The organism is Comamonas badia DSM 17552 (assembly GCF_000484635.1).
Taxonomy (GTDB): Bacteria; Pseudomonadota; Gammaproteobacteria; order Burkholderiales; family Burkholderiaceae_C; genus Comamonas_C; species Comamonas_C badia.
This window is the reverse complement of the sequence record NZ_AXVM01000005.1, coordinates 101,018-119,479: the sequence shown is the minus strand read 5'-3', so window position 1 is coordinate 119,479 and position 18,462 is coordinate 101,018. Positions and strand designations below refer to the sequence as shown.

At 68.6% G+C, this 18,462-nt stretch carries 15 protein-coding genes; 1 reads left to right on the top strand and 14 read right to left on the bottom strand.

Annotation, left to right across the window (positions count from 1 at the left end; all coding sequences use genetic code 11):
- The first annotated feature begins 85 nt into the window (after positions 1-85).
- Positions 86-562, top strand: coding sequence for a CreA family protein (locus K320_RS0111765; protein ID WP_029696087.1), 477 nt, complete (start codon positions 86-88; stop codon positions 560-562).
- Here the strand turns inward: K320_RS0111765 and lpxC are convergent, their stop codons facing one another.
- The 14 genes from lpxC to rsmH all read right to left on the bottom strand — a co-directional run bounded on the left by lpxC (position 563) and on the right by rsmH (position 18,460).
- A complete protein-coding gene (lpxC, locus tag K320_RS0111760) occupies positions 563-1,486 on the bottom strand; it encodes a UDP-3-O-acyl-N-acetylglucosamine deacetylase (RefSeq protein WP_024539038.1) in 924 nt (307 codons plus the stop codon). It lies immediately after the preceding gene.
- A gap of 53 nt (positions 1,487-1,539) precedes the next feature.
- A complete protein-coding gene (gene ftsZ, locus K320_RS0111755; protein ID WP_024539037.1) occupies positions 1,540-2,751 on the bottom strand; it encodes a cell division protein FtsZ in 1,212 nt (403 codons plus the stop codon).
- A 169-nt stretch (positions 2,752-2,920) separates the two neighbouring features.
- Positions 2,921-4,150, bottom strand: coding sequence for a cell division protein FtsA (gene ftsA, locus K320_RS0111750; protein ID WP_024539036.1), 1,230 nt, complete (start codon positions 4,148-4,150; stop codon positions 2,921-2,923).
- A 10-nt stretch (positions 4,151-4,160) separates the two neighbouring features.
- Entirely contained in the window at positions 4,161-4,979 is an 819-nt protein-coding gene (locus K320_RS0111745) for a cell division protein FtsQ/DivIB (RefSeq protein ID WP_024539035.1), read from the bottom strand.
- Complete coding sequence (locus tag K320_RS0111740; RefSeq protein ID WP_024539034.1) at positions 4,976-5,956, bottom strand: D-alanine--D-alanine ligase; 981 nt, start codon at positions 5,954-5,956, stop codon at positions 4,976-4,978. Before K320_RS0111740 ends, K320_RS0111745 begins: the two co-directional genes overlap by 4 nt.
- Positions 5,953-7,386, bottom strand: coding sequence for a UDP-N-acetylmuramate--L-alanine ligase (murC, locus tag K320_RS0111735; RefSeq protein ID WP_024539033.1), 1,434 nt, complete (start codon positions 7,384-7,386; stop codon positions 5,953-5,955). The genes K320_RS0111740 and murC overlap by 4 nt, the downstream gene beginning before the upstream one ends.
- Complete coding sequence (gene murG / locus K320_RS0111730) at positions 7,383-8,450, bottom strand: undecaprenyldiphospho-muramoylpentapeptide beta-N-acetylglucosaminyltransferase (protein WP_024539032.1); 1,068 nt, start codon at positions 8,448-8,450, stop codon at positions 7,383-7,385. Before murG ends, murC begins: the two co-directional genes overlap by 4 nt.
- Entirely contained in the window at positions 8,447-9,718 is a 1,272-nt protein-coding gene (ftsW, locus tag K320_RS0111725; RefSeq protein WP_024539031.1) for a putative lipid II flippase FtsW, read from the bottom strand. Before ftsW ends, murG begins: the two co-directional genes overlap by 4 nt.
- Complete coding sequence (gene murD, locus K320_RS0111720) at positions 9,715-11,442, bottom strand: UDP-N-acetylmuramoyl-L-alanine--D-glutamate ligase (RefSeq protein ID WP_024539030.1); 1,728 nt, start codon at positions 11,440-11,442, stop codon at positions 9,715-9,717. Before murD ends, ftsW begins: the two co-directional genes overlap by 4 nt.
- On the bottom strand, positions 11,439-12,617 hold the full coding sequence (gene mraY, locus K320_RS0111715) for a phospho-N-acetylmuramoyl-pentapeptide-transferase (protein ID WP_024539029.1): 1,179 nt from the start codon (positions 12,615-12,617) through the stop codon (positions 11,439-11,441). The genes murD and mraY overlap by 4 nt, the downstream gene beginning before the upstream one ends.
- Complete coding sequence (gene murF / locus K320_RS18725; RefSeq protein ID WP_084301249.1) at positions 12,614-15,493, bottom strand: bifunctional UDP-N-acetylmuramoyl-L-alanyl-D-glutamate--2,6-diaminopimelate ligase MurE/UDP-N-acetylmuramoyl-tripeptide--D-alanyl-D-alanine ligase MurF; 2,880 nt, start codon at positions 15,491-15,493, stop codon at positions 12,614-12,616. The genes mraY and murF overlap by 4 nt, the downstream gene beginning before the upstream one ends.
- Positions 15,490-17,241, bottom strand: coding sequence for a peptidoglycan D,D-transpeptidase FtsI family protein (locus K320_RS0111705; RefSeq protein ID WP_024539027.1), 1,752 nt, complete (start codon positions 17,239-17,241; stop codon positions 15,490-15,492). The genes murF and K320_RS0111705 overlap by 4 nt, the downstream gene beginning before the upstream one ends.
- On the bottom strand, positions 17,238-17,537 hold the full coding sequence (gene ftsL / locus K320_RS0111700) for a cell division protein FtsL (RefSeq protein ID WP_024539026.1): 300 nt from the start codon (positions 17,535-17,537) through the stop codon (positions 17,238-17,240). Before ftsL ends, K320_RS0111705 begins: the two co-directional genes overlap by 4 nt.
- The gene (rsmH, locus tag K320_RS0111695) at positions 17,534-18,460 is read right to left on the bottom strand and encodes a 16S rRNA (cytosine(1402)-N(4))-methyltransferase RsmH (protein WP_024539025.1); all 927 of its coding nucleotides are present in this window, start codon (positions 18,458-18,460) and stop codon (positions 17,534-17,536) included. Before rsmH ends, ftsL begins: the two co-directional genes overlap by 4 nt.
- Between the last annotated feature and the right edge of the window lie 2 nt (positions 18,461-18,462).

Genomic DNA, 18,462 nt, shown 5'->3' with positions numbered 1-18,462 from the left:
TGACCGCGCTGCGCGCAGCGCAGCGGTCATGCCGCGCAGCGGCGTGATCGAGCCGCCACGCCCCACATCCACAGCCAAACAACCCATGAAACACTTCACATTCACCGCCCTGCTGCTCGTCGCCAGCAGTGCCTTTGCCGCCTCGGGCGAGAAGATCGGCAGCGTCGATACCGCGTTCCAGTGGCTGGGGCGCGACCACGACATCATCGTCGAGGCCTATGACGATCCGCAGGTGGAGGGCGTGACCTGCTACGTCTCGCGCGCGCGCGTCGGGGGCATCAAGGGCACGCTGGGGCTGGCGGAAGACCGCGCGGAGGCATCGATCGCCTGCCGCCAGGTGGGCCCCGTGGCGTTTGCCAAGCCGCTCAAGCAGCAGGACGAGGTTTTCAGCGAGCGCATTTCGCTGGTCTTCAAACGCCTGCGCGTGGTGCGCATGGTCGATGCAAAGCGCAACACGCTGGTCTATCTGACCTATTCCGACAAGCTCATCGACGGCTCGCCGCAGAACAGCATCACGGCCGTGCCCATCCCCGAGACAACGCCGATACCGCTCAAAAAATAGTCACCACGCGGCGACGGGGCTGGCAAAGCCCTGGGGCGCCTCGCGCTCGCGCTCAAAGCTCACGAACTCCCACGCATCCTGCTGCGCCAGCAGGGCGCGCAGCAGCTGGTTGTTGAGCGCGTGCCCGCTGCGAAACGCGGTGTAGGCGGCCAGCAGCGGATGCCCGATGAGATAGAGATCGCCCATCGCGTCCAGGATCTTGTGGCGCGCGAATTCCGCGTCGTAGCGCAGACCATCGGTGTTGAGCACCTTGTAATCGTCCATCACGATGGCGTTGTCCAGCCCGCCGCCCAGCGCCAGGCCGTTGGCGCGCAGCATCTCCACGTCCTTGGTGAAGCCGAAGGTGCGCGCCCGCGCAATGTCGCGCGCATAGTTGCCGCTGCCGAGATCGAATTCAGCCGACTGTTCGGTGGAATCGACCGCGGGGTGGGCGAAATCGATCTCGAAATGCAGCTTGTAGCCGTGGTAGGGCGCAAGCCGCGCCCATTTGAGGTTGCGTCCTTCGCCCTCGCGCACCTCGACGGCGCGCTTGACGCGGATGAAGCGCCGCGGCGCGTTCTGCAGCTCCACGCCTGCGCTTTGCAGCAGGAAGACGAAAGAGGCCGAAGAACCGTCCAGGATGGGCACCTCTTCGGCGGTGATATCGACGTAGAGGTTGTCCAGCCCGAGGCCGGCGCAGGCCGACATCAGGTGCTCCACCGTGTGCACCTTGGCGCCGCCCCGCCCAATCGTGGACGCCATGCGTGTGTCCACCACCGCCTCGGCAGAGACGGGGATGTCCACCGGCTCCGGCAGATCCACGCGGCGAAACACGATGCCGGTATCGGGCGCGGCCGGGCGCAGCGTGAGTTCCACCCGCTGGCCGCTGTGCAGACCCACGCCCACGGAGCGGGTCAGCGTCTTGATGGTGCGTTGCTGGAGCATCGCGGGATTTTAGTGGTGCGCCGAGCGTTGCGCACCGCGCGCCACGCCCCCCGTCAGTCCGCCTGCTTGCGCAGGAACGCGGGAATCTCCAGCTCGTCCATGCCGCCCGAGGACATCGCATCCACGCGCGCCGAAGCCTGCGAGCGGTTGGTGCGCCACACGCTGGGAACCGTCATGCTGGTGTAGTCGCCGCGTGCCACCGGGTTGGCGAGCGCGCCGGTCATGGGCGTCGCCACGAAGGGCAGGTTGTCCGTCCCGGTGCGCTGGCCGCCCTGCACCACCTGGATGGCCTGGCGCCGCGTCTGCGCATTGCAGAGACCGGTGGCCACCACGGTCACGCGGATCTCGTCGCCCAGGCTGTCGTCGTAGGCCGCGCCGAAGATCACATGCGCATCCGGCGAGGCGTAGGCGTTGATGGTGTTCATCGCCAGGCGCGATTCGGAAAGCTTGAGGCTCCCCTTGCTCGCGGTGACCAGCACCAGCACGCCGCGCGCGCCCGAAAGGTCTATGCCTTCGAGCAGCGGGCAGGCGATGGCCTGCTCGGCCGCGATGCGCGCGCGGTCCGGCCCGCTGGCGGTGGCCGTGCCCATCATGGCCTTGCCGGGCTCGCCCATCACGGTGCGCACGTCCTCGAAGTCGACGTTGATCTGGCCGTACTCGTTGATGATTTCGGCGATGCCGCCGACGGCGTTCTTGAGCACGTCGTTGGCGTGCGCGAAGGCTTCTTCCTGCGTGATGTCGTCGCCCAGCACTTCAAGCAGTTTCTCGTTGAGCACCACGATCAGCGAATCGACGTTGGCTTCGAGCTCGGCCAGGCCTTCGTCGGCATTCTTCATGCGCCGCGAACCTTCCCAGCCGAAGGGCTTGGTGACCACGCCCACGGTCAGGATGCCCATCTCCTTGGCCACCTTGGCAATCACCGGCGCCGCACCGGTGCCGGTGCCGCCGCCCATGCCGGCGGTGATGAACAGCATGTGCGAGCCGGCAATCGCCTGGCGGATTTCCGCTTCGGCCGACTCGGCCGCCTCGCGCGCCTTCTCGGGCTTGCTGCCCGCGCCCAGGCCGTTGCTGCCCAGCTGCACCGTCTGGTTCGCGGAGCTGCGCAGCAAGGCCTGCGAATCGGTGTTGGCGCAGACGAATTGCACGCCCTGCACGTTGCGCGCGATCATGTGCTCGACCGCATTGCCGCCGCCGCCGCCGACGCCGATCACCTTGATCTGCGTGCCCTGGTTGAATTCTTCGGTTTCGATCATTTCGATGGCCATGTGTCTGCTCCTGGATAAATGGGTAATACGGTGAAATCGGATGTGAAAAACGGAAACCCTGAATGGCTGTCGGGCGGCGGCTTGGCACGGCACCGCCATCGGTCGCGCTTGCGCCGGCGTGAACGAATCGAGTGGCGCTTGCGCAGCGGCAGGTGAAGAATGCGACGCATCAGAAATTCCCCACGATGAAATCCTTGAAGCGCCCGAACGCGGTCTTCATCGAGCCGTTCTTGGCCGCCACTTTGAAGCCGCGCATGTGCGCCATGCGCCCCTCTTCCAGCAGGCCCATCACCGTGGCGGCACGCGGCTGCGCCACCATGTCGGCAAGCGCGCTGGCGTAGTGCGGCAGGCCGCGGCGCACGGGCTTGAGAAAAATGTCCTCGCCCAGCTCCACCATGCCGGGCATGACGCTGGAGCCGCCGGTGAGCACGATGCCCGAGGAGAGCACCTCCTCGTAGCCCGATTCGCGGATCACCTGCTGCACGAGCTGGAAAATTTCCTCCACCCGCGGCTCGATCACCCCGGCGAGCACCTGGCGCGTGAGCACGCGCGGATCGCGGTCGCCCAGGCCCGGCACCTCGACCTGCGCCTCGGGGTCGGCCAGCAGCTGCTTGGCGCAGCCATGCTCGACCTTGATGTCCTCGGCATCCTTGGTGGGCGTGCGCAGCGCCATCGCGATGTCGCTGGTGATGAGGTCGCCGGCGATCGGCAGCACCGCCGTGTGGCGGATCGCGCCGCCGGTGAAGATGGCGATGTCGGTGGTGCCGGCGCCGATGTCGACCACCGCCACGCCCAGCTCGCGCTCGTCGTCGGTCAGCACCGCCTGGCTGCTGGCCAGCGGGTTCAGCAGCAGCTGCTCCACCTCCAGGCCGCAGCGGCGCACGCACTTGATGATGTTCTCGGCCGCCGCCTGTGAGCCGGTGACGATGTGCACCTTGGCTTCCAGGCGGATGCCGCTCATGCCGATGGGCTCCTTGACCTCGTTGCCGTCGATCACGAATTCCTGCGGCTCCACCAGCAGCAGGCGCTGGTCGCTGGAGATGTTCACCGCCTTGGCGGTTTCCACCACGCGCGCCACGTCGGCCTGGCTGACTTCCTTGTCCTTGATCGCCACCATGCCGCTGGAATTGAGCCCGCGGATGTGGTTTCCGGTGATGCCGGTGTAGACGCGCTGGATCTTGCAGTCGGCGATCAGCTCGGCCTCTTTCAGCGCCTGCTGGATGCTGTGCACCGTGGCCTCGATGTTGACCACCGCGCCGCGCTTGAGCCCGTTGCTCGGCGCCACGCCCAGGCCCGCCAGCTTGAGCCGCCCGTCGGCCAGCACCTCGGCCACGGCCACCATCACCTTGGCGGTGCCGATGTCCAGGCCCACGATGACGTCTTTGCTTTCCCTTGGCATCTGTTTGGTCCTAGCCTCGTTGGTTTTTGGGTGCAGGGCGGCGCACGGGCGCTGGCGCATCGCCGCCGAGGGTGGTGACGCCCTTCAGCCGCAGGGCATAGCCGTTGGCGTAGCGCAGGTCGGCGTATTCGAGCTGGTCGGTGCGCCGGCCCTGGCGCTGCGCCACCTGGGCCAGCGTGCCGGTCAGGCGGCGCAGGCGCTGCAGCAGGTCCGTGGCTTCTCCCTGCCCCAGCTCGACGGCCGCACCGCCCGCCAGCACCGCGCGCCAGCTGCCATGCGCGCTCAGCAGCAAGGATTCGAGCGGCAGCCCCAGGGGTTGCAGCGCGGGCGCCAGACGGTGGAACATCGCCAGCATCCGCGCCGAAGCCCCCGCAGGGCCCTCCAGGCGCACCAGGTGTTCGTCCTCCAGGCTGCCGACATCGGCCTGGAACACTTCCCCTTCGCGGTTGACCAAGGTATCGCCGCCCGCCTCGCCCCAGTACGCCGCGGCCTGCTGCTGGCGCACGCGCACATGCAGGGTGTGCGGGAACTCGCGCTGCACCTGCACGCTCTGGATCCACGGCACCTGCTCGAACGCCTTGCGCACCGCCTGCAGGTCCGCGGTGAAGAAATTGCCGGTCAGCGACGGCGCCACCTCTGCCCGCAAGATCTGCGCGTTCACGCGCGAGAGCTCGCCATCCACGCTGACATGCGTGAGCGCGAACAGCGGCAGGCGCGCCGCCCAGTGGCCCAGCGCCAGCACGAACGCGGCCATGCAGCCCAGCAGCAGCACCGCGGCCGTCCAGTTCATGAGGCGCACGTCGATGGGCAGGGGCACCGCGGCGCTCATGTCCGCCCTCCCCGGCCCTGCCAGGCATCGAGCGAGGCGCCCGCCAGGATCGCGAGGCACAGGTCTTCGTAGGCCACGCCGCAGGCGCGCGCGGCCATCGGCACCAGCGAATGGCCCGTCATGCCCGGCGAGGTATTGATTTCGAGCAGGAAGGGCTTGCGATCGGTGGCCCGCACCATGATGTCCGTGCGCGCCCAGCCGCGGCACGCCAGCGTGCGGTAGGCCGCCAGCGAGAGCTGCTGGATCGCCGCCTCCTCCTCGGCCGGCAGGCCGCTGGGGCAGTCGTAGCGCACCACATCGGTGAAATACTTGTTCTGAAAATCGTAATTGCCCTGGGGCGCGACGATGCGGATCAGCGGCAGTGCCCGCGCACCCTGCCCCTGGCCAACCAGGGCGCAGGTGGTTTCATCGCCATCGATGAACTGCTCGCACAGCACCTCGGGGTCATGGCTGGCGGCCAGGCGATAGGCCTCTGCGCACTGGTCCGCCGACAGCACCTTGGTCAGCCCCAGCGTCGAGCCCTCGCGCACCGGCTTGACGATCATCGGCGCGCCCAGCGCGGCAAAGGCCTGCGCCACGCCCGCGGCGGAGGTCACCAGGCGCCAGTCGGGCGTGGGCAGGCCCTCGAAACGCCAGATGCGCTTGGCCATGGTCTTGTCCATGGCGATGGCGGACGCCATCACGCCCGGCCCGGTATAGGGAATGCCGAGCAGCTCCAGCGCGCCTTGCACCGTGCCATCCTCGCCGTGGCGGCCGTGCAGGGCGATGAAGCAGCGGTCGATTTTTTCGCTCGCCAGCTGCGCCAGAGGCCGTTCGCCCGTATCCCAGCCCTGCGCATCGACGCCGCGCGAGCGCAGCGCCTTGAGCACCCCGTTGCCCGACAGGAGAGAGATCTCACGCTCGGCCGAATCACCACCCATGAGCACCGCCACCTTGCCCAGCCGCGCCGCGTCGATTTTTTGATCAAAAATGCTCATGACGCATGCCCTTCCTGCGCTGGCAGCTCATTATTTCGGAGCAATTCAGCCGTCCTGACCGCCGCCGCGCCGATCGAGCCCGCGCCCATGCACAGCACCACGTCGCCACCCTGGGCGAACTGTGCAATCTGCCGGGGCAGCTCTTTCACATCCTCGACGAAAAGCGGCTCCACCCTGCCGGCGACGCGCAGCGCGCGCGCCAGCGCCCGGCCATCGGCGAGGGCGATCGGCTCCTCGCCGGCGGCATAGACCTCGGTGAGCAGCACCGCATCGGCGCGGCCCAGCACCTGGACGAAATCCTCGAAGCAGTCGCGCGTGCGCGTGTAGCGGTGCGGCTGAAAGGCGAGCACCAGGCGCCGCCCGGGAAAGGCGCCGCGCGCCGCGGCGATGGTGGCCGCCATCTCCACCGGGTGGTGGCCGTAGTCCTCGATCAGCGTGAAACGCCCGCCATCCTGCGCCGGCAGCTCGCCGTGGCTCTGGAAGCGCCGGCCCACGCCGGTAAAGCCGGCCAGCGCCTGCAGGATGGCAGCGTCGGGCACGCTGAGCTCGGTGGCCACGGCGATGGCCGCGAGCGCATTGCGCACGTTGTGCTCGCCCGCCAGGTTCAGCACCACCTGCAGGTCGGGCAACGTCACGCCGTTGCGCCGCTGCACGGTGAAGTGCATCTGCGTGCCCACCGCGCGCACCTCCAGGGCGCGCACCTCGGCATCGTCGCCCAGGCCGTAGCGCGTGATGGGGCAGTTCAGGCGCGTGGCAATCTCGCGCACGGCCGGATCATCCACGCACAGGATGGCGGTGCCGTAGAACGGCATGCGGTGCAGGAAATCGACAAACGCCTGCTTGAGCCGGCCGAAATCATGCCCATAGGTGTCCATGTGGTCGGCGTCGATGTTGGTCACCACCGCCATCACCGGCAGCAGCTTAAGGAAGGAGGCATCGGATTCATCGGCCTCCACCACCATGTACTCGCCCTTGCCAAGCCTGGCGTTCACGCCCGCGCTGTTCAGGCGCCCGCCGATCACATAGGTGGGATCGAGCCCCGCCTGGGCCAGCACGCTGGCCACCAGGCTCGTCGTCGTCGTCTTGCCGTGGGTGCCCGCGATCGCGATGCCTCGGCGCAGGCGCATGAGCTCGGCCAGCATCACCGCGCGCGGCACCACCGGAATCTTGCGCGCACGCGCCGCCAGCACCTCGGGGTTGTCCTCATGCACCGCGGTCGAGGTCACGACGGCATCGGCGCCGGCGATCTGCTCGGCCGCATGGCCCACATGAGTGGCGACGCCCAGGGACTGCAGGCGGCGCAGCACGGGGCTGTCGCTCTGGTCCGAGCCGGAGATGGTGTAGCCCAGGTTGTGCAGCACCTCGGCGATGCCGCACATGCCCGAACCACCCACGCCGACAAAATGGATGTGGTGAATGACGTGCTTCATGCCGCCAGCTCCTCGCACGCGGCCGCCACTTCGCGGGTGGCCTGTGTTTTCTGCATCTTTTTGGCTGCCAGGGCATGTTGCAACAGCGCCGGACGCTCCCATTTTTCAATCATGGCCGCCAGGCCTTGCGGCGTGAGGTCGGCCTGCTGCACCAGCCAGCCCCCGCCGGCATCCACCAGAAAGCGGGCGTTCGCCGTCTGGTGGTCGTCCACCGCGAACGGAAAGGGCACGAACAGCGCGGCGCAGCCCACCGCCGCGAGCTCCGTCACCGTGCTCGCACCGGAGCGGCAGATGACGACATCCGCCTCGGCGCAGGCCCGCGCCATGTCGGTGATGAAAGGCAGCAATTCGCCCTGCACGCCCGCCGCCGCGTAACTGGCGCGCAACTGCTCAAGCTGCTTTTCACCGCTCTGGTGCGTGACGGCGGGGCGCCGTGCCTCGGGAATCAGCGCCAGCGCCTGCGGCACCACTTCATTGAGCGCGCGTGCGCCCAGGCTGCCGCCCACCACGAGCAGCCTCAGCGGGCCGCCGCGACCGGCAAAACGCGCCTCGGGGGCGGGTTGCTGCGTGAATGCCGCGCGCAGCGGGTTGCCCACCCACTGGCCCTTTTTCAGCACGCCGGGAAAGGCCGTGAAGATGCGGTCGGCAATGCCCGCGAGCACCCTGTTCGCCAGGCCCGCCACCGAATTCTGCTCATGCAGCACCAGCGGCTTGCCTGCCAGCACCGCCATCATGCCGCCGGGAAAGGTCACGTACCCACCCAAGCCCACGGCCACGTCGGGCCTGACGCGCCGCACCACGGCCAGCGCCTGCCAGAACGCGCGCAGCAAGCGCAGCGGCAGCAGCGCCAGCGTGATCGGCCCCTTGCCGCGCACGCCGGAGAAATCAATGGTTTCCAGCGCAAAACCCTCGGCCGGCACGATGCGCGCTTCCATGCTGCCGGGCGTGCCCAGCCAGTGCACCGCCCAGCCGCGCGCGCGCAGCTCCTGCGCCAGCGCCAGGCCCGGGAAGATATGGCCGCCGGTGCCGCCGGCCATGATGAGGGCAGTCTTCCGCGTGCTCATACGCGCCCCCCGCGCATCAATAGCTTGTTCTCGTAATCCACCCTCAGCACCACCGCCAGCGCCACCAGATTCATCAGAATGGCCGAGCCGCCATAACTCATGAGAGGCAGGGTCAGCCCCTTGGTCGGCAGCGCGCCCAGGTTCACGCCGACGTTGATGAACGCCTGAAAACCCACCCACACCGCCACGCCCTCGGCGACGAGGCCGGAGAACACGCGGTCGAGCGCGATCGCCTGGCGGCCGATCAGCATGATGCGGCGCGTCAGCCAGAGGAAGGCGACGATCAGCGTGAGCACGCCGATGAGGCCGAATTCCTCGCCGATCACCGCCAGCAGGAAGTCCGTATGCGCCTCGGGCAGCCAGTTGAGTTTTTCCACGCTGCCGCCGAGCCCGACGCCGAAGATTTCCCCCCGCCCGATCGCGATCAGCGCGTGCGAGAGCTGGTAGCCCTTGCCCAGCGCGTGGTCCTCGCTGAACGGGTCGAGGTAGGCGAAAATCCGCTCGCGCCGCCAGGGCGAGGTCCAGATCATCAGCGCGAACGCCGCCACCAGAATGAGCGCGATCAGGAAGAACATGCGCGCGTTCACCCCGCCCAGGAACAGGATGCCCATGGCGATCACCGCGATCACCATGAAGGCCCCCATGTCGGGCTCGGCCAGCAGCAGGCCGCCGACGATGGCGACCGCCGCCGCCATGGGCAGCACCGCGCGGAAGAACCGCTCCTTCACCTCCAGGCGCCGCACCATGTAGCCGGCGGCGTAGATCAGCACCGCGAACTTGGCGAGTTCCGAAGGCTGGAAGTTCATCAGTCCCAGGCTCAGCCAGCGCCGCGCGCCGTTGACCACCGTGCCCACATGCGGAATCAGCACCACGACCAGCAGCACGATGGAGGCGATGAACAGCCAGGGCGCCGTACGCTCCCAGGTATCCATCGGAATCTGGAAGGCCAGCAGCGCGGCGACGAAGCCGACGGCAATCGCGGCGACGTGGCGCACGACGAAGGTGGTGGCGGTGATGTGGCCGAAGCGCGGGTTGTCCTGCATCGCAATCGACGCGGAATAGACCATCACCACGCTGAACGCCAGCAGCAGCACCACCACCCACAGCAGCGACTGGTCAAAGCCGAGCACGCGCGCCGGCACCGCGGCCGTGCGCCGCAGCTCCATGCCGCCGATGCGCACGGGCAGGCGGTCCACGCTTTCGGCCTGCTCCTTGCGCCCGCCGCCGAAGAGGCGCTGCAGCAGGCCGGGCTTGACGGTGGTGCTCATGCGCTCCCTCCCGCCAGCGACTGCCCGCGCGATTCGGCCAGCGCGTGCACCGCATCGACGAAGACCCGCGCGCGGTGCTGGTAGTTGTCGAACATGTCCAGGCTCGCGCAGGCAGGGGAAAGCAGCACCGCGTCGCCCTGGTGCGCCGCCGCGCTGGCCTGCTCCACGGCCTGCGCCAGCGTTGCCGCATCCATGAGCGGCACATGCGTACCCGCCAGCGCCGCGCGGATCAGCGGCGCATCGCGCCCGATCAGCACCACGGCACGCCCATGGCGCGCCACCGGCCCTGCCAGCGGCGAAAAGTCCTGCCCCTTGCCGTCGCCGCCCAGGATCACCACGATGCGCTGGCCCGCGCCCAGACCCGCCAGCGCCGCCACCGTCGCACCCACATTGGTGCCCTTGCTGTCGTCGAAATACTCGACGCCATCGATCAGCGCGACGGACTCCACGCGGTGCGGCTCGCCGCGGTATTCGCGCAGCGCGTGCAGCATCGACGCGATGGAACATCCCGCCGCGCGCGCCAGCGCCAGCGCGGCCAGCGCGTTGGTGGCGTTGTGGCGGCCACGGATGCGCAGCGCATCGACCGGCATCAGGCGCTGCAAGTGCAGCTCAGGCGCGGCGGCAGCGCCGCGCCGCCCCGCATCGTCGGATTCGAGCGCCCGCACCAGCCAGGCCATGCCGCCCACCTGTTCGATGCCGTAGTCGCCGGGCGCACGTGGAGAATCACCGCCAAAGGTGAGGTGCGGGCGCTGGCGCGGCTTCTGCAGCCGCACCGGCACCGCGGGCGGCAGCATGTCCATCACCCGCGGGTCTTCGCGGTTGAGCACCATCAGCGCCTGGCTGCCGAAGATGCGCGCCTTGGCCGCGGCATAAGCCTGCAGGCTGCCGTGCCAATCGAGGTGGTCTTGCGTCACGTTGAGCACCGTGGCGGCGGTGGGCTCGAAGCCCTCCACGCCATCGAGCTGGAAGCTGGAGAGCTCCAGCACCCAGATCTCGGGCAGCGTGCGCTGCAGCAGATGCTGCTGCAGCGTACCGAGCAGCGTCGGGCCGATGTTGCCCGCCACCGCCACGCTGCGCCCGGCGTGCGCCACCAGCTGGCCGGTGAGCGAAGTGACCGTGGTCTTGCCGTTGGTGCCGGTGATGGCCAGCACCTGGGGCGCATAGCCGAAATCGCGGCGCAGTGCATTCAACGCCTGGGAATACAAGCCTAATTCGCCATGAACCTTTGCTCCACATGCGCTGGCAGCTTCCATAACAGGAGCAATCAAGGCCGGCGGCAGACCGGGCGAGCGCGCCACCACCGTCTGCCCCTGCGCCAGCGCGGCGGTGAACGGCCCCGCGACAAACGCCGCCTGCGGCCATTCGGCGCGCAGCTCGGCCAAGTGCGGCGGCGCCTCGCGCGTATCGGCCACGGTGACTTCGGCGCCGCGCAGCGCGCACCAGCGCGCCATCGCTAGGCCCGAATCGCCCAGGCCCAGCACCAGCACGCGCTGGCCTGCCAGCGGCTTCCAGTCGCCGCCCACGGCAATCGCTGGTGCGGCGGCAAGCGGGGCGGGCGCCTCCTCGGTGGGCGCCAGCGGCGTGGGCTCGGCGGCGCCTTCGTCCTGCGCATGCACCTCGGCAAACAGGCGCGCGACGAACTCCGCCGCCTCGGCGGCCTTGCTGGGCGCGCCCTCGGGCGTCGGAGCAATGGGGGCGATGGGGGTGTGGGGCGTGTCGCTCATCGCAGTTTCAGCGTGGCCAGGCCCACGAGGCACAGCAGCATGGTGATGATCCAGAAGCGCACGACGACCTGCGTCTCCTTCCAGCCGCTCTTTTCGAAATGGTGGTGCAGCGGCGCCATCTTCAGGATGCGCCGTCCCTCGCCGTAGCGGCGCTTGGTGTATTTGAACCAGAGCACCTGCGCCATCACCGAGATCGCCTCGACGACGAAGATGCCGCCCATGATCGCCAGCACGATTTCCTGGCGCACGATGACCGCGATCGTGCCCAGCGCGCCGCCCAGCGCCAGCGCGCCCACGTCGCCCATGAAGATCTGCGCCGGGTGGGTGTTGAACCAGAGAAAGGCCAGGCCCGCCCCCGCCATCGCGGCGCAGAACACCAGCAGCTCGCCCGAACCGGGGATATGCGGGAACAGCAGGTACTTGGCATACACCGCGTTGCCCGTCACGTAGGCAAAGATGCCCAGCGACGAGCCGACCATGATCACCGGCATGATGGCCAGGCCATCCAGGCCATCGGTCAGGTTCACCGCGTTGCTGCTGCCGACGATCACCAGGTAGGTCATCACGACGAAGCCCAGCACGCCGAGCGGGTAGCTCACTTCCTTGAAGAAGGGCACGAGCAGCCCGGCCTTGGGCGGAAGATCGAGCGAGAAGCCCGATTGCACCCAGGTGACGAAGAGCTCGAACACGCGCGCGTTGGAGTTCTCGGAGATCGAGAACACCAGGTACAGCGCCGCCATCAGGCCGATCACCGATTGCCAGAAATACTTCTCGCGCGAGCGCATGCCCTCGGGGTCTTTGTTGACCACCTTGCGCCAGTCGTCCACCCAGCCGATCGCGCCCATGGAGAGCGTCACCGCCAGCACGATCCAGACGAAGCGGTTGGAGAGATCGAACCACAGCAGCGTGGAGACCGTGATCGCGATCAGGATCAGCACCCCGCCCATGGTCGGCGTGCCGCTCTTGGAAAGGTGCGACTGCATCGCATAGCCGCGTATGGGCTGGCCGATCTTGAGCGCGGCCAGCATGCCGATCACGCGCGGGCCGGCCACCAGGCCGATCAACAGCGCCGTCATCGCCGCCAGCAGCGCGCGCAGCGTCAGGTACTGGAGCGCGCGCAGAAAACTGAAATCGGGCGAGAGCCCCTGCAGCCACTGGGAGAGCCAGAGAATCATGCCGCGGCCTCCTCGATGGCGCGTACCACGCGCTCCATGCGCATGAAGCGCGAACCCTTGACCAGCACGCTGCCCGCATCCGGCAAGGCCTGGCGCACGGCGACGATCAGCGCATCGGCCTCGCCAAAATGCGCCGCGCCCGCGCCAAAGGACCGCACCGCGTGCTGCGTGAGCTCGCCCAGCGCATAGAGGCGGGTCACGCCGCGCTCCTTGGCATAGCGCCCTGCCTCGGCATGGAACTGCGGCCCCTGGCTGCCGATCTCTCCCATGTCGCCCAGCACCAGCAGGCGCGGCGCCGGCAGGCTGGCGAGCACGTCGATGGCGGCGCGCACCGAATCGGGATTGGCGTTGTAGGTGTCGTCCACCACGGTGATGGAGCGGCCCGCCTGCTGCAATGCAAAGGCACGCGAACGGCCGGAAACGGGCCGGAACTGCGCAAGCCCCTGCGCGATGGCCGCTAGCGGCGCGCCCGCTGCCAGCGCACAGGCGGCGGCGGCCAGCGCGTTTCGGATGTTGTGCTCGCCAGCAATGGCAAGAGGGGTTTCGAATGCGCCCGCGGGCGTTTGCGCCTTCAGCGCCCAGGCGCCGTCCAGCCACTCGGCCGACACGCAGCGCACATCGCCCTGCGCACCAAACGTGAGGCAGCGCCGCTCTGCCGCCAAGGCCTGCCACAACGGCGTGTAGGCATCCTCGGCGGGAAACACCGCGACGCCTTCGGGCGGCAGCGCCTGCAGCACCGCGCCGTTCTCGCGCGCCACGGCTTCGACGCTGTGCATGAACTCCTGGTGCTCGCGCTGCGCGTTGTTCACCAGCGCCACGGTCGGCCGCGCGATCGCGGCCAGCCCGGCGATCTCGCCCGGGTGGTTCATGCCCAGCTCCACCACGGCCACGCGGTGCCGTGCGGACAGGCGCAGCAGCGTGAGCGGCACGCCTATGGCGTTGTTGAAATTGCCGCTGGTGGCCAGCGCCGCATCGCCCTGCCAGGCGCGCAGGATGCTTGCCACCATCTGCGTGACCGTGGTCTTGCCATTGCTGCCGGTCACCGCGATCAGCGGCAATGCACACTGCGCGCGCCAGCCCGTGGCCAGCGCTGCCAGCGCCGCAAGCGTGTCGGGCACCTCGATGCCCGCAAGCTCCGCCGCCGCAAGACCGCCGTGCGCAATGGCGGCAGCCGCCCCGGCCGCGCGTGCCTGCGGCAAAAAATCGTGCGCATCAAAACGCTCGCCCTTGAGTGCCACGAACAGATCGCCCGGCGCCAGCGTGCGGGTATCGGTGTGCACGCGCAGGAACGCCACAGCGCCATCGCCCACCAGCCTGGCCTGGGGCACCCGCGCGCGGATCAGTTCAAACGCCTGGTGCAGCGTGGCCATGCCGCGGGCCTGCGGCGCGCGCCGCGCCAGCGCCAGCCGCGCCTGTTCCAGATCCGAAAACGGCCGGCGCACCCCGGCGATTTCCTGGTAGGGCTCATGGCCCTTGCCGGCGATCAGCACCACATCTTGGCGGCCGGCCTGCGCAAATGCCTGCGCGATGGCGGCCGCACGGTCGGGCTCGGCCCGCACGTGGCGGCTGGCGATCATGCCCTGCAGAATTTGGTGGACGATGGCCGCAGGCGTTTCGCCGCGCGGGTTGTCGCTGGTCACGATCACGCGGTCCGCGCCCTGCTGCGCCGCCGCACCCATCAGCGGGCGCTTGCCGGCGTCGCGGTCGCCGCCGCAGCCGAACACGCACCACAGCCGCCCGCCCCGACCTTGCGCCAGCGGGCGCAGCGCGGCCAGCACCTTGGCCAGCGCATCGGGCGTGTGCGCATAGTCCACCACCGCGAGCGGCTGGCCCGGTTCGGTCACCTGCTGCATGCGCCCGGGCACAGCCTCCAGGTCAGCGCACACGCCGCAGGCGGCGGCGAGCGATACGCCCAGGGAACGCAAGGCCGCAATCACGCCCAGCAGGTTGGAGACGTTGTACTGCCCCACCAGGCGCGTGGAAAGAGGCACGCGCTCACCGCCCTCAACCACCGTGAACGCAAGACCGGTGGCGCCATGGTGCAGATCGACGGCCCGCAGCCGCGCAGGCGCATCAACCGCCACGCTCCACAAGTCCAGCGCGCGAGCGGCCAATACCCGGTGCAGCGCCGCCCCATGCTCGTCGTCGATGTTCACGACCGCGGCACGCAGCCCTGGCCAATCGAACAGCGCGCGCTTGGCCTCCCAGTACGCCTGCATGCTGCCGTGGTAGTCCAGATGGTCCTGCGTCAGGTTGGTGAACAGCGCGGTGTCGATCTGCGTGCCCGCCAGCCGCTGCTCTGCGATGCCGATGGAAGAGGCCTCGATGGCGCAGGCGCCGACGCCCGCACGCACGAAATCCGCCAGCACCTGCTGCAGGCGCAGCGGGTTGGGCGTGGTCAGGCCGGTGGCTTGCAGATCGGGTGCAATTCCCACACCCAAAGTACCTATCAACCCGCAACCATCAAGCGCGAGCAGCTCTTGTTTCGATAGTTTTTGCAGCGCATGGGCAAGCCACCAGGCGGTGCTGGTTTTGCCGTTCGTACCCGTCACGGACAATACCTTGAGGTGGCGACTGGGCTCACCCAGCCAGAGCGAGGCCAGGGCGCCGGCATGCGCCTTGAGCCCCGCGAGCGCTGCCACCCTATCGTCATCGACCAGGCCTGCCGCGTCGCCCTCGACCTCGACGACACAAGCAGCGGCGCCGCGCGCCAACGCATCCTGCACAAACGCCCGTCCGTCCGCGTGGTAACCCTGCAGCGCGATGAAACCGTCGCCCGGCTGGACCGCACGGCTGTCGATGCGCAACTGCCCGCCGACGCGCTGGCGCAGAAACGCCAGTGCCTCATCCACGCTGGAAAGCCGTTGCAACGTCACAGCAGCGGCTCCTCGATCGGGTTGGAGACGATCAGCGGCTTGACCGCCAGATCGGGCGCCACGCCCATGAGGCGCAGCGTCTGCTGCACCACTTCGCTGAACACCGGGCCGGAGACCGAGCCACCGTAATACACACCCGCCGATGGCTCATCCACCATCACCGCGACGATGATGCGCGGGTTGTCGATCGGCGCCATGCCGGTGAACCAGGCGCGGTACTTGCCCGCCGCGTAGCCCTTGCCCACCTGCTTGCGCGCGGTACCCGACTTGCCGCCGATGGAATAGCCCATGGTTTGCGCCTTCTGTCCGGTACCGCCCGGCCCGGCAGCGAGCCAGAGCATGTGGCGCACGAGTTCCGCCGTCTTTTCGGAAAAGACCCGCATGCCCTGCGGACGCTCGCCCGTCTTGAGCATGGTGGCGGGGATGACCTCGCCACCGTTGGCAAAAACGGTGTAGGAGCGCGCCATCTGAAACAGCGAGGCCGACAGTCCGTAGCCATAGGCCATCGTCGCCTGTTCGACCGGCTTCCAGGTTTTCCACGGGCGCAGCCGGCCGCTGGCCGCACCGGGAAAGGCGAGCTGCGGCTTCTGGCCGTAGCCCAGCTCGGTGTGCACCGTCCACATTTCCTGCGGCGACATGCGCTGCGCCACCTTGAGCGCGCCGATATTGCTCGACTTCTGGATCACGCCATCGACGGTGAGCACGCCGTAGTTGTGCGTATCGGAAATCGTGAAGCCGCCGATCGCGTACCTGCCCGGGTTGGTGTCGATGATGGAGTCGTGCTTCACCCGCCCGAGCTCCAGCGCCGTGCCTATGGTGATCGGTTTCATCGTCGAGCCGGGCTCGAAGGTATCGGTGAGCGCGCGGTTGCGCAGCTGCTCGCCGGTGAGTTTGCGCCGGTCGCCGGGGTCGTAGCTGGGGTAGTTGACGAGCGCCAGCACCTCGCCGCTGTGCGCATCGAGCACCACCACGCTGCCGCCCTTGGCCTTGTTGGCGATCACCGTGTCGCGCAGCTTCTGGTAGGCGAAAAACTGCACCTTGCTGTCCACCGAAAGCTGGATGTCGCGGCCGTCCACCGGCGGCGTCTCGGTGCCCACGCCGGCCACCACCCGGCCGCGCCCGTCCTTGATCACACGCAACGACCCGGGCTTGCCGGCCAGCTCGTCATCGAACGCGAGCTCCATGCCCTCCTGGCCATGGTCTTCGACGTTGGTGAAACCCACCACATGCGCCACCGACTCGCCCTCGGGGTACTCGCGCTTGTATTCCTTGCGCAGGTAGATGCCCTTGATGCCCAGCGCCATGATCTTCTGGCCCACGTCCCAGTCGAGCTGGCGCTTGATCCAGACAAAGCTCTTGTCCTCGTCGGCGAACTTGGCCATCAGCCTGTCCAGCGGCATCTCCATGAGCCGGGCCGCCTGCTTGAGCCGCTCGCGCACCGCCGGCTCCTTGTCCTCGACGTCTTCGGGGATGGCCCAGAGGCTGGCCGCCGGCACGCTGGACGCCAGGATCAGCCCGTTGCGGTCCAGCAGCCGGCCGCGGTGCGCCGGCAGCTCCAGCGTGCGCACGAAGCGCACCTCGCCCTGGCGCTTGAAAAAGTCGCTGTGGATGACCTGCACCCAGGCGGCACGTGCCGCCAGGCCGAAAAAGCCCAGCGCCACCAGCGCGACGACGAACTTGCTGCGCCAGACCGGGGTGCGCGCGGCAAGCAGGGGGCTTACGGTGTAATTGACGCGGTGGCGGCTCACGGCTTGCCTCCCGCGGTTGGATTCAGAGCGGTTCCATCGGCGGTCACATACAGCGTGGTGGCCGGCGTCGGCGTCTGCATGCGCAGCTTGTCGCGCGCCAGGCGCTCCACGCGCAGCGGCGTGGCCTGCGCGCGCTTTTCCACCAGCAGGCGCTGGCGATCCACCTCCAGCTGGCGCGCCTGCACATTGGCGCGGTGCCACTCGGTGTTGATCCGGCGCGCGTCGTACTGCACCCGCACCAGCCACATGCCGCTGGCCATCACCGCCAGCAGCAACAGGATGCTGACCCGGGTCATGCCGCCGCCCCCGTGCGTTCGGCCACCCGCATCACGGCACTGCGCGAGCGCGGGTTGGCCGCCTGCTCCGCCGCGCCCGGCTTGACGCGCCCCAAGGCCTTGAGCGGCATCGCGCGTGGCACGGCAAACGGCGCATGCCGGTCCACTTCCTCACGCGAATGGCGGGCAATGAACTGCTTGACGATACGGTCTTCGAGCGAATGGAAACTGATCACCACCAGCCGGCCGCAGGGCGCCAGCACCCGCAGACTGGCCTCTAGCGCCGCGCGGAGATCCTCGAGCTCGGCATTGATGAAAATCCGAAGAGCCTGAAATGTCCGTGTCGCAGGGTTCTGCCCGCGCTCGCGGGTGCGGACCGCGCCAGCCACGAGGTGGGCGAGCTCGGCAGTGGTCTGAACAGGCCCCTGCTTCTCGCGCCGAGCAACAATCGCCTTTGCAATGGCGCCAGCAAACCGTTCTTCACCGTAGTCACGAATCACCTCCGTAATCGCCGATGCATCGGCATGCGCGAGCCACTGGCCCACGCTCTCGCCCCGTGCCGGGTCCATGCGCATATCCAGCGGCCCATCGAACCTGAAACTGAAGCCGCGCTCGGGCGCATCGATCTGTGGCGAGCTCACCCCCAGGTCGAGCAAGATGCCGGCCACGCTGGCGCCCGCCAGTTCGCCCAGCTGCACAAAGCTGCCCTGGCGAATGGAAAAACGCGCATCCGTGATCCGCGCCGCATGGGTCAGCGCCTCGGGGTCCTTGTCAAACGCCACCAAGCGCGCGCCCGGCCCGATGCGTCCCAGGATGCGGCGGCTGTGGCCGCCACGCCCGAAGGTGCCATCGACGAACAGCGCGTCGGGCGCATGCACGTCGCCCACGAGGGCGGCGACCGCCTCTTCGAGCAAGACGGTGGTGTGTGGCTGCTGCTGATCCACCT

What these genes read in the sequence shown, in the direction of transcription:
- K320_RS0111765 (WP_029696087.1), top strand. Translation starts at nt 86, where the DNA reads ATGAAACACTTCACATTCACCGCCCTGCTGCTCGTCGCCAGCAGTGCC.
- lpxC (WP_024539038.1), bottom strand. Translation starts at nt 1,486, where the DNA reads ATGCTCCAGCAACGCACCATCAAGACGCTGACCCGCTCCGTGGGCGTG.
- ftsZ (WP_024539037.1), bottom strand. Translation starts at nt 2,751, where the DNA reads ATGGCCATCGAAATGATCGAAACCGAAGAATTCAACCAGGGCACGCAG.
- ftsA (WP_024539036.1), bottom strand. Translation starts at nt 4,150, where the DNA reads ATGCCAAGGGAAAGCAAAGACGTCATCGTGGGCCTGGACATCGGCACC.
- K320_RS0111745 (WP_024539035.1), bottom strand. Translation starts at nt 4,979, where the DNA reads ATGAGCGCCGCGGTGCCCCTGCCCATCGACGTGCGCCTCATGAACTGG.
- K320_RS0111740 (WP_024539034.1), bottom strand. Translation starts at nt 5,956, where the DNA reads ATGAGCATTTTTGATCAAAAAATCGACGCGGCGCGGCTGGGCAAGGTG.
- murC (WP_024539033.1), bottom strand. Translation starts at nt 7,386, where the DNA reads ATGAAGCACGTCATTCACCACATCCATTTTGTCGGCGTGGGTGGTTCG.
- murG (WP_024539032.1), bottom strand. Translation starts at nt 8,450, where the DNA reads ATGAGCACGCGGAAGACTGCCCTCATCATGGCCGGCGGCACCGGCGGC.
- ftsW (WP_024539031.1), bottom strand. Translation starts at nt 9,718, where the DNA reads ATGAGCACCACCGTCAAGCCCGGCCTGCTGCAGCGCCTCTTCGGCGGC.
- murD (WP_024539030.1), bottom strand. Translation starts at nt 11,442, where the DNA reads ATGAGCGACACGCCCCACACCCCCATCGCCCCCATTGCTCCGACGCCC.
- mraY (WP_024539029.1), bottom strand. Translation starts at nt 12,617, where the DNA reads ATGATTCTCTGGCTCTCCCAGTGGCTGCAGGGGCTCTCGCCCGATTTC.
- ftsL (WP_024539026.1), bottom strand. Translation starts at nt 17,537, where the DNA reads ATGACCCGGGTCAGCATCCTGTTGCTGCTGGCGGTGATGGCCAGCGGC.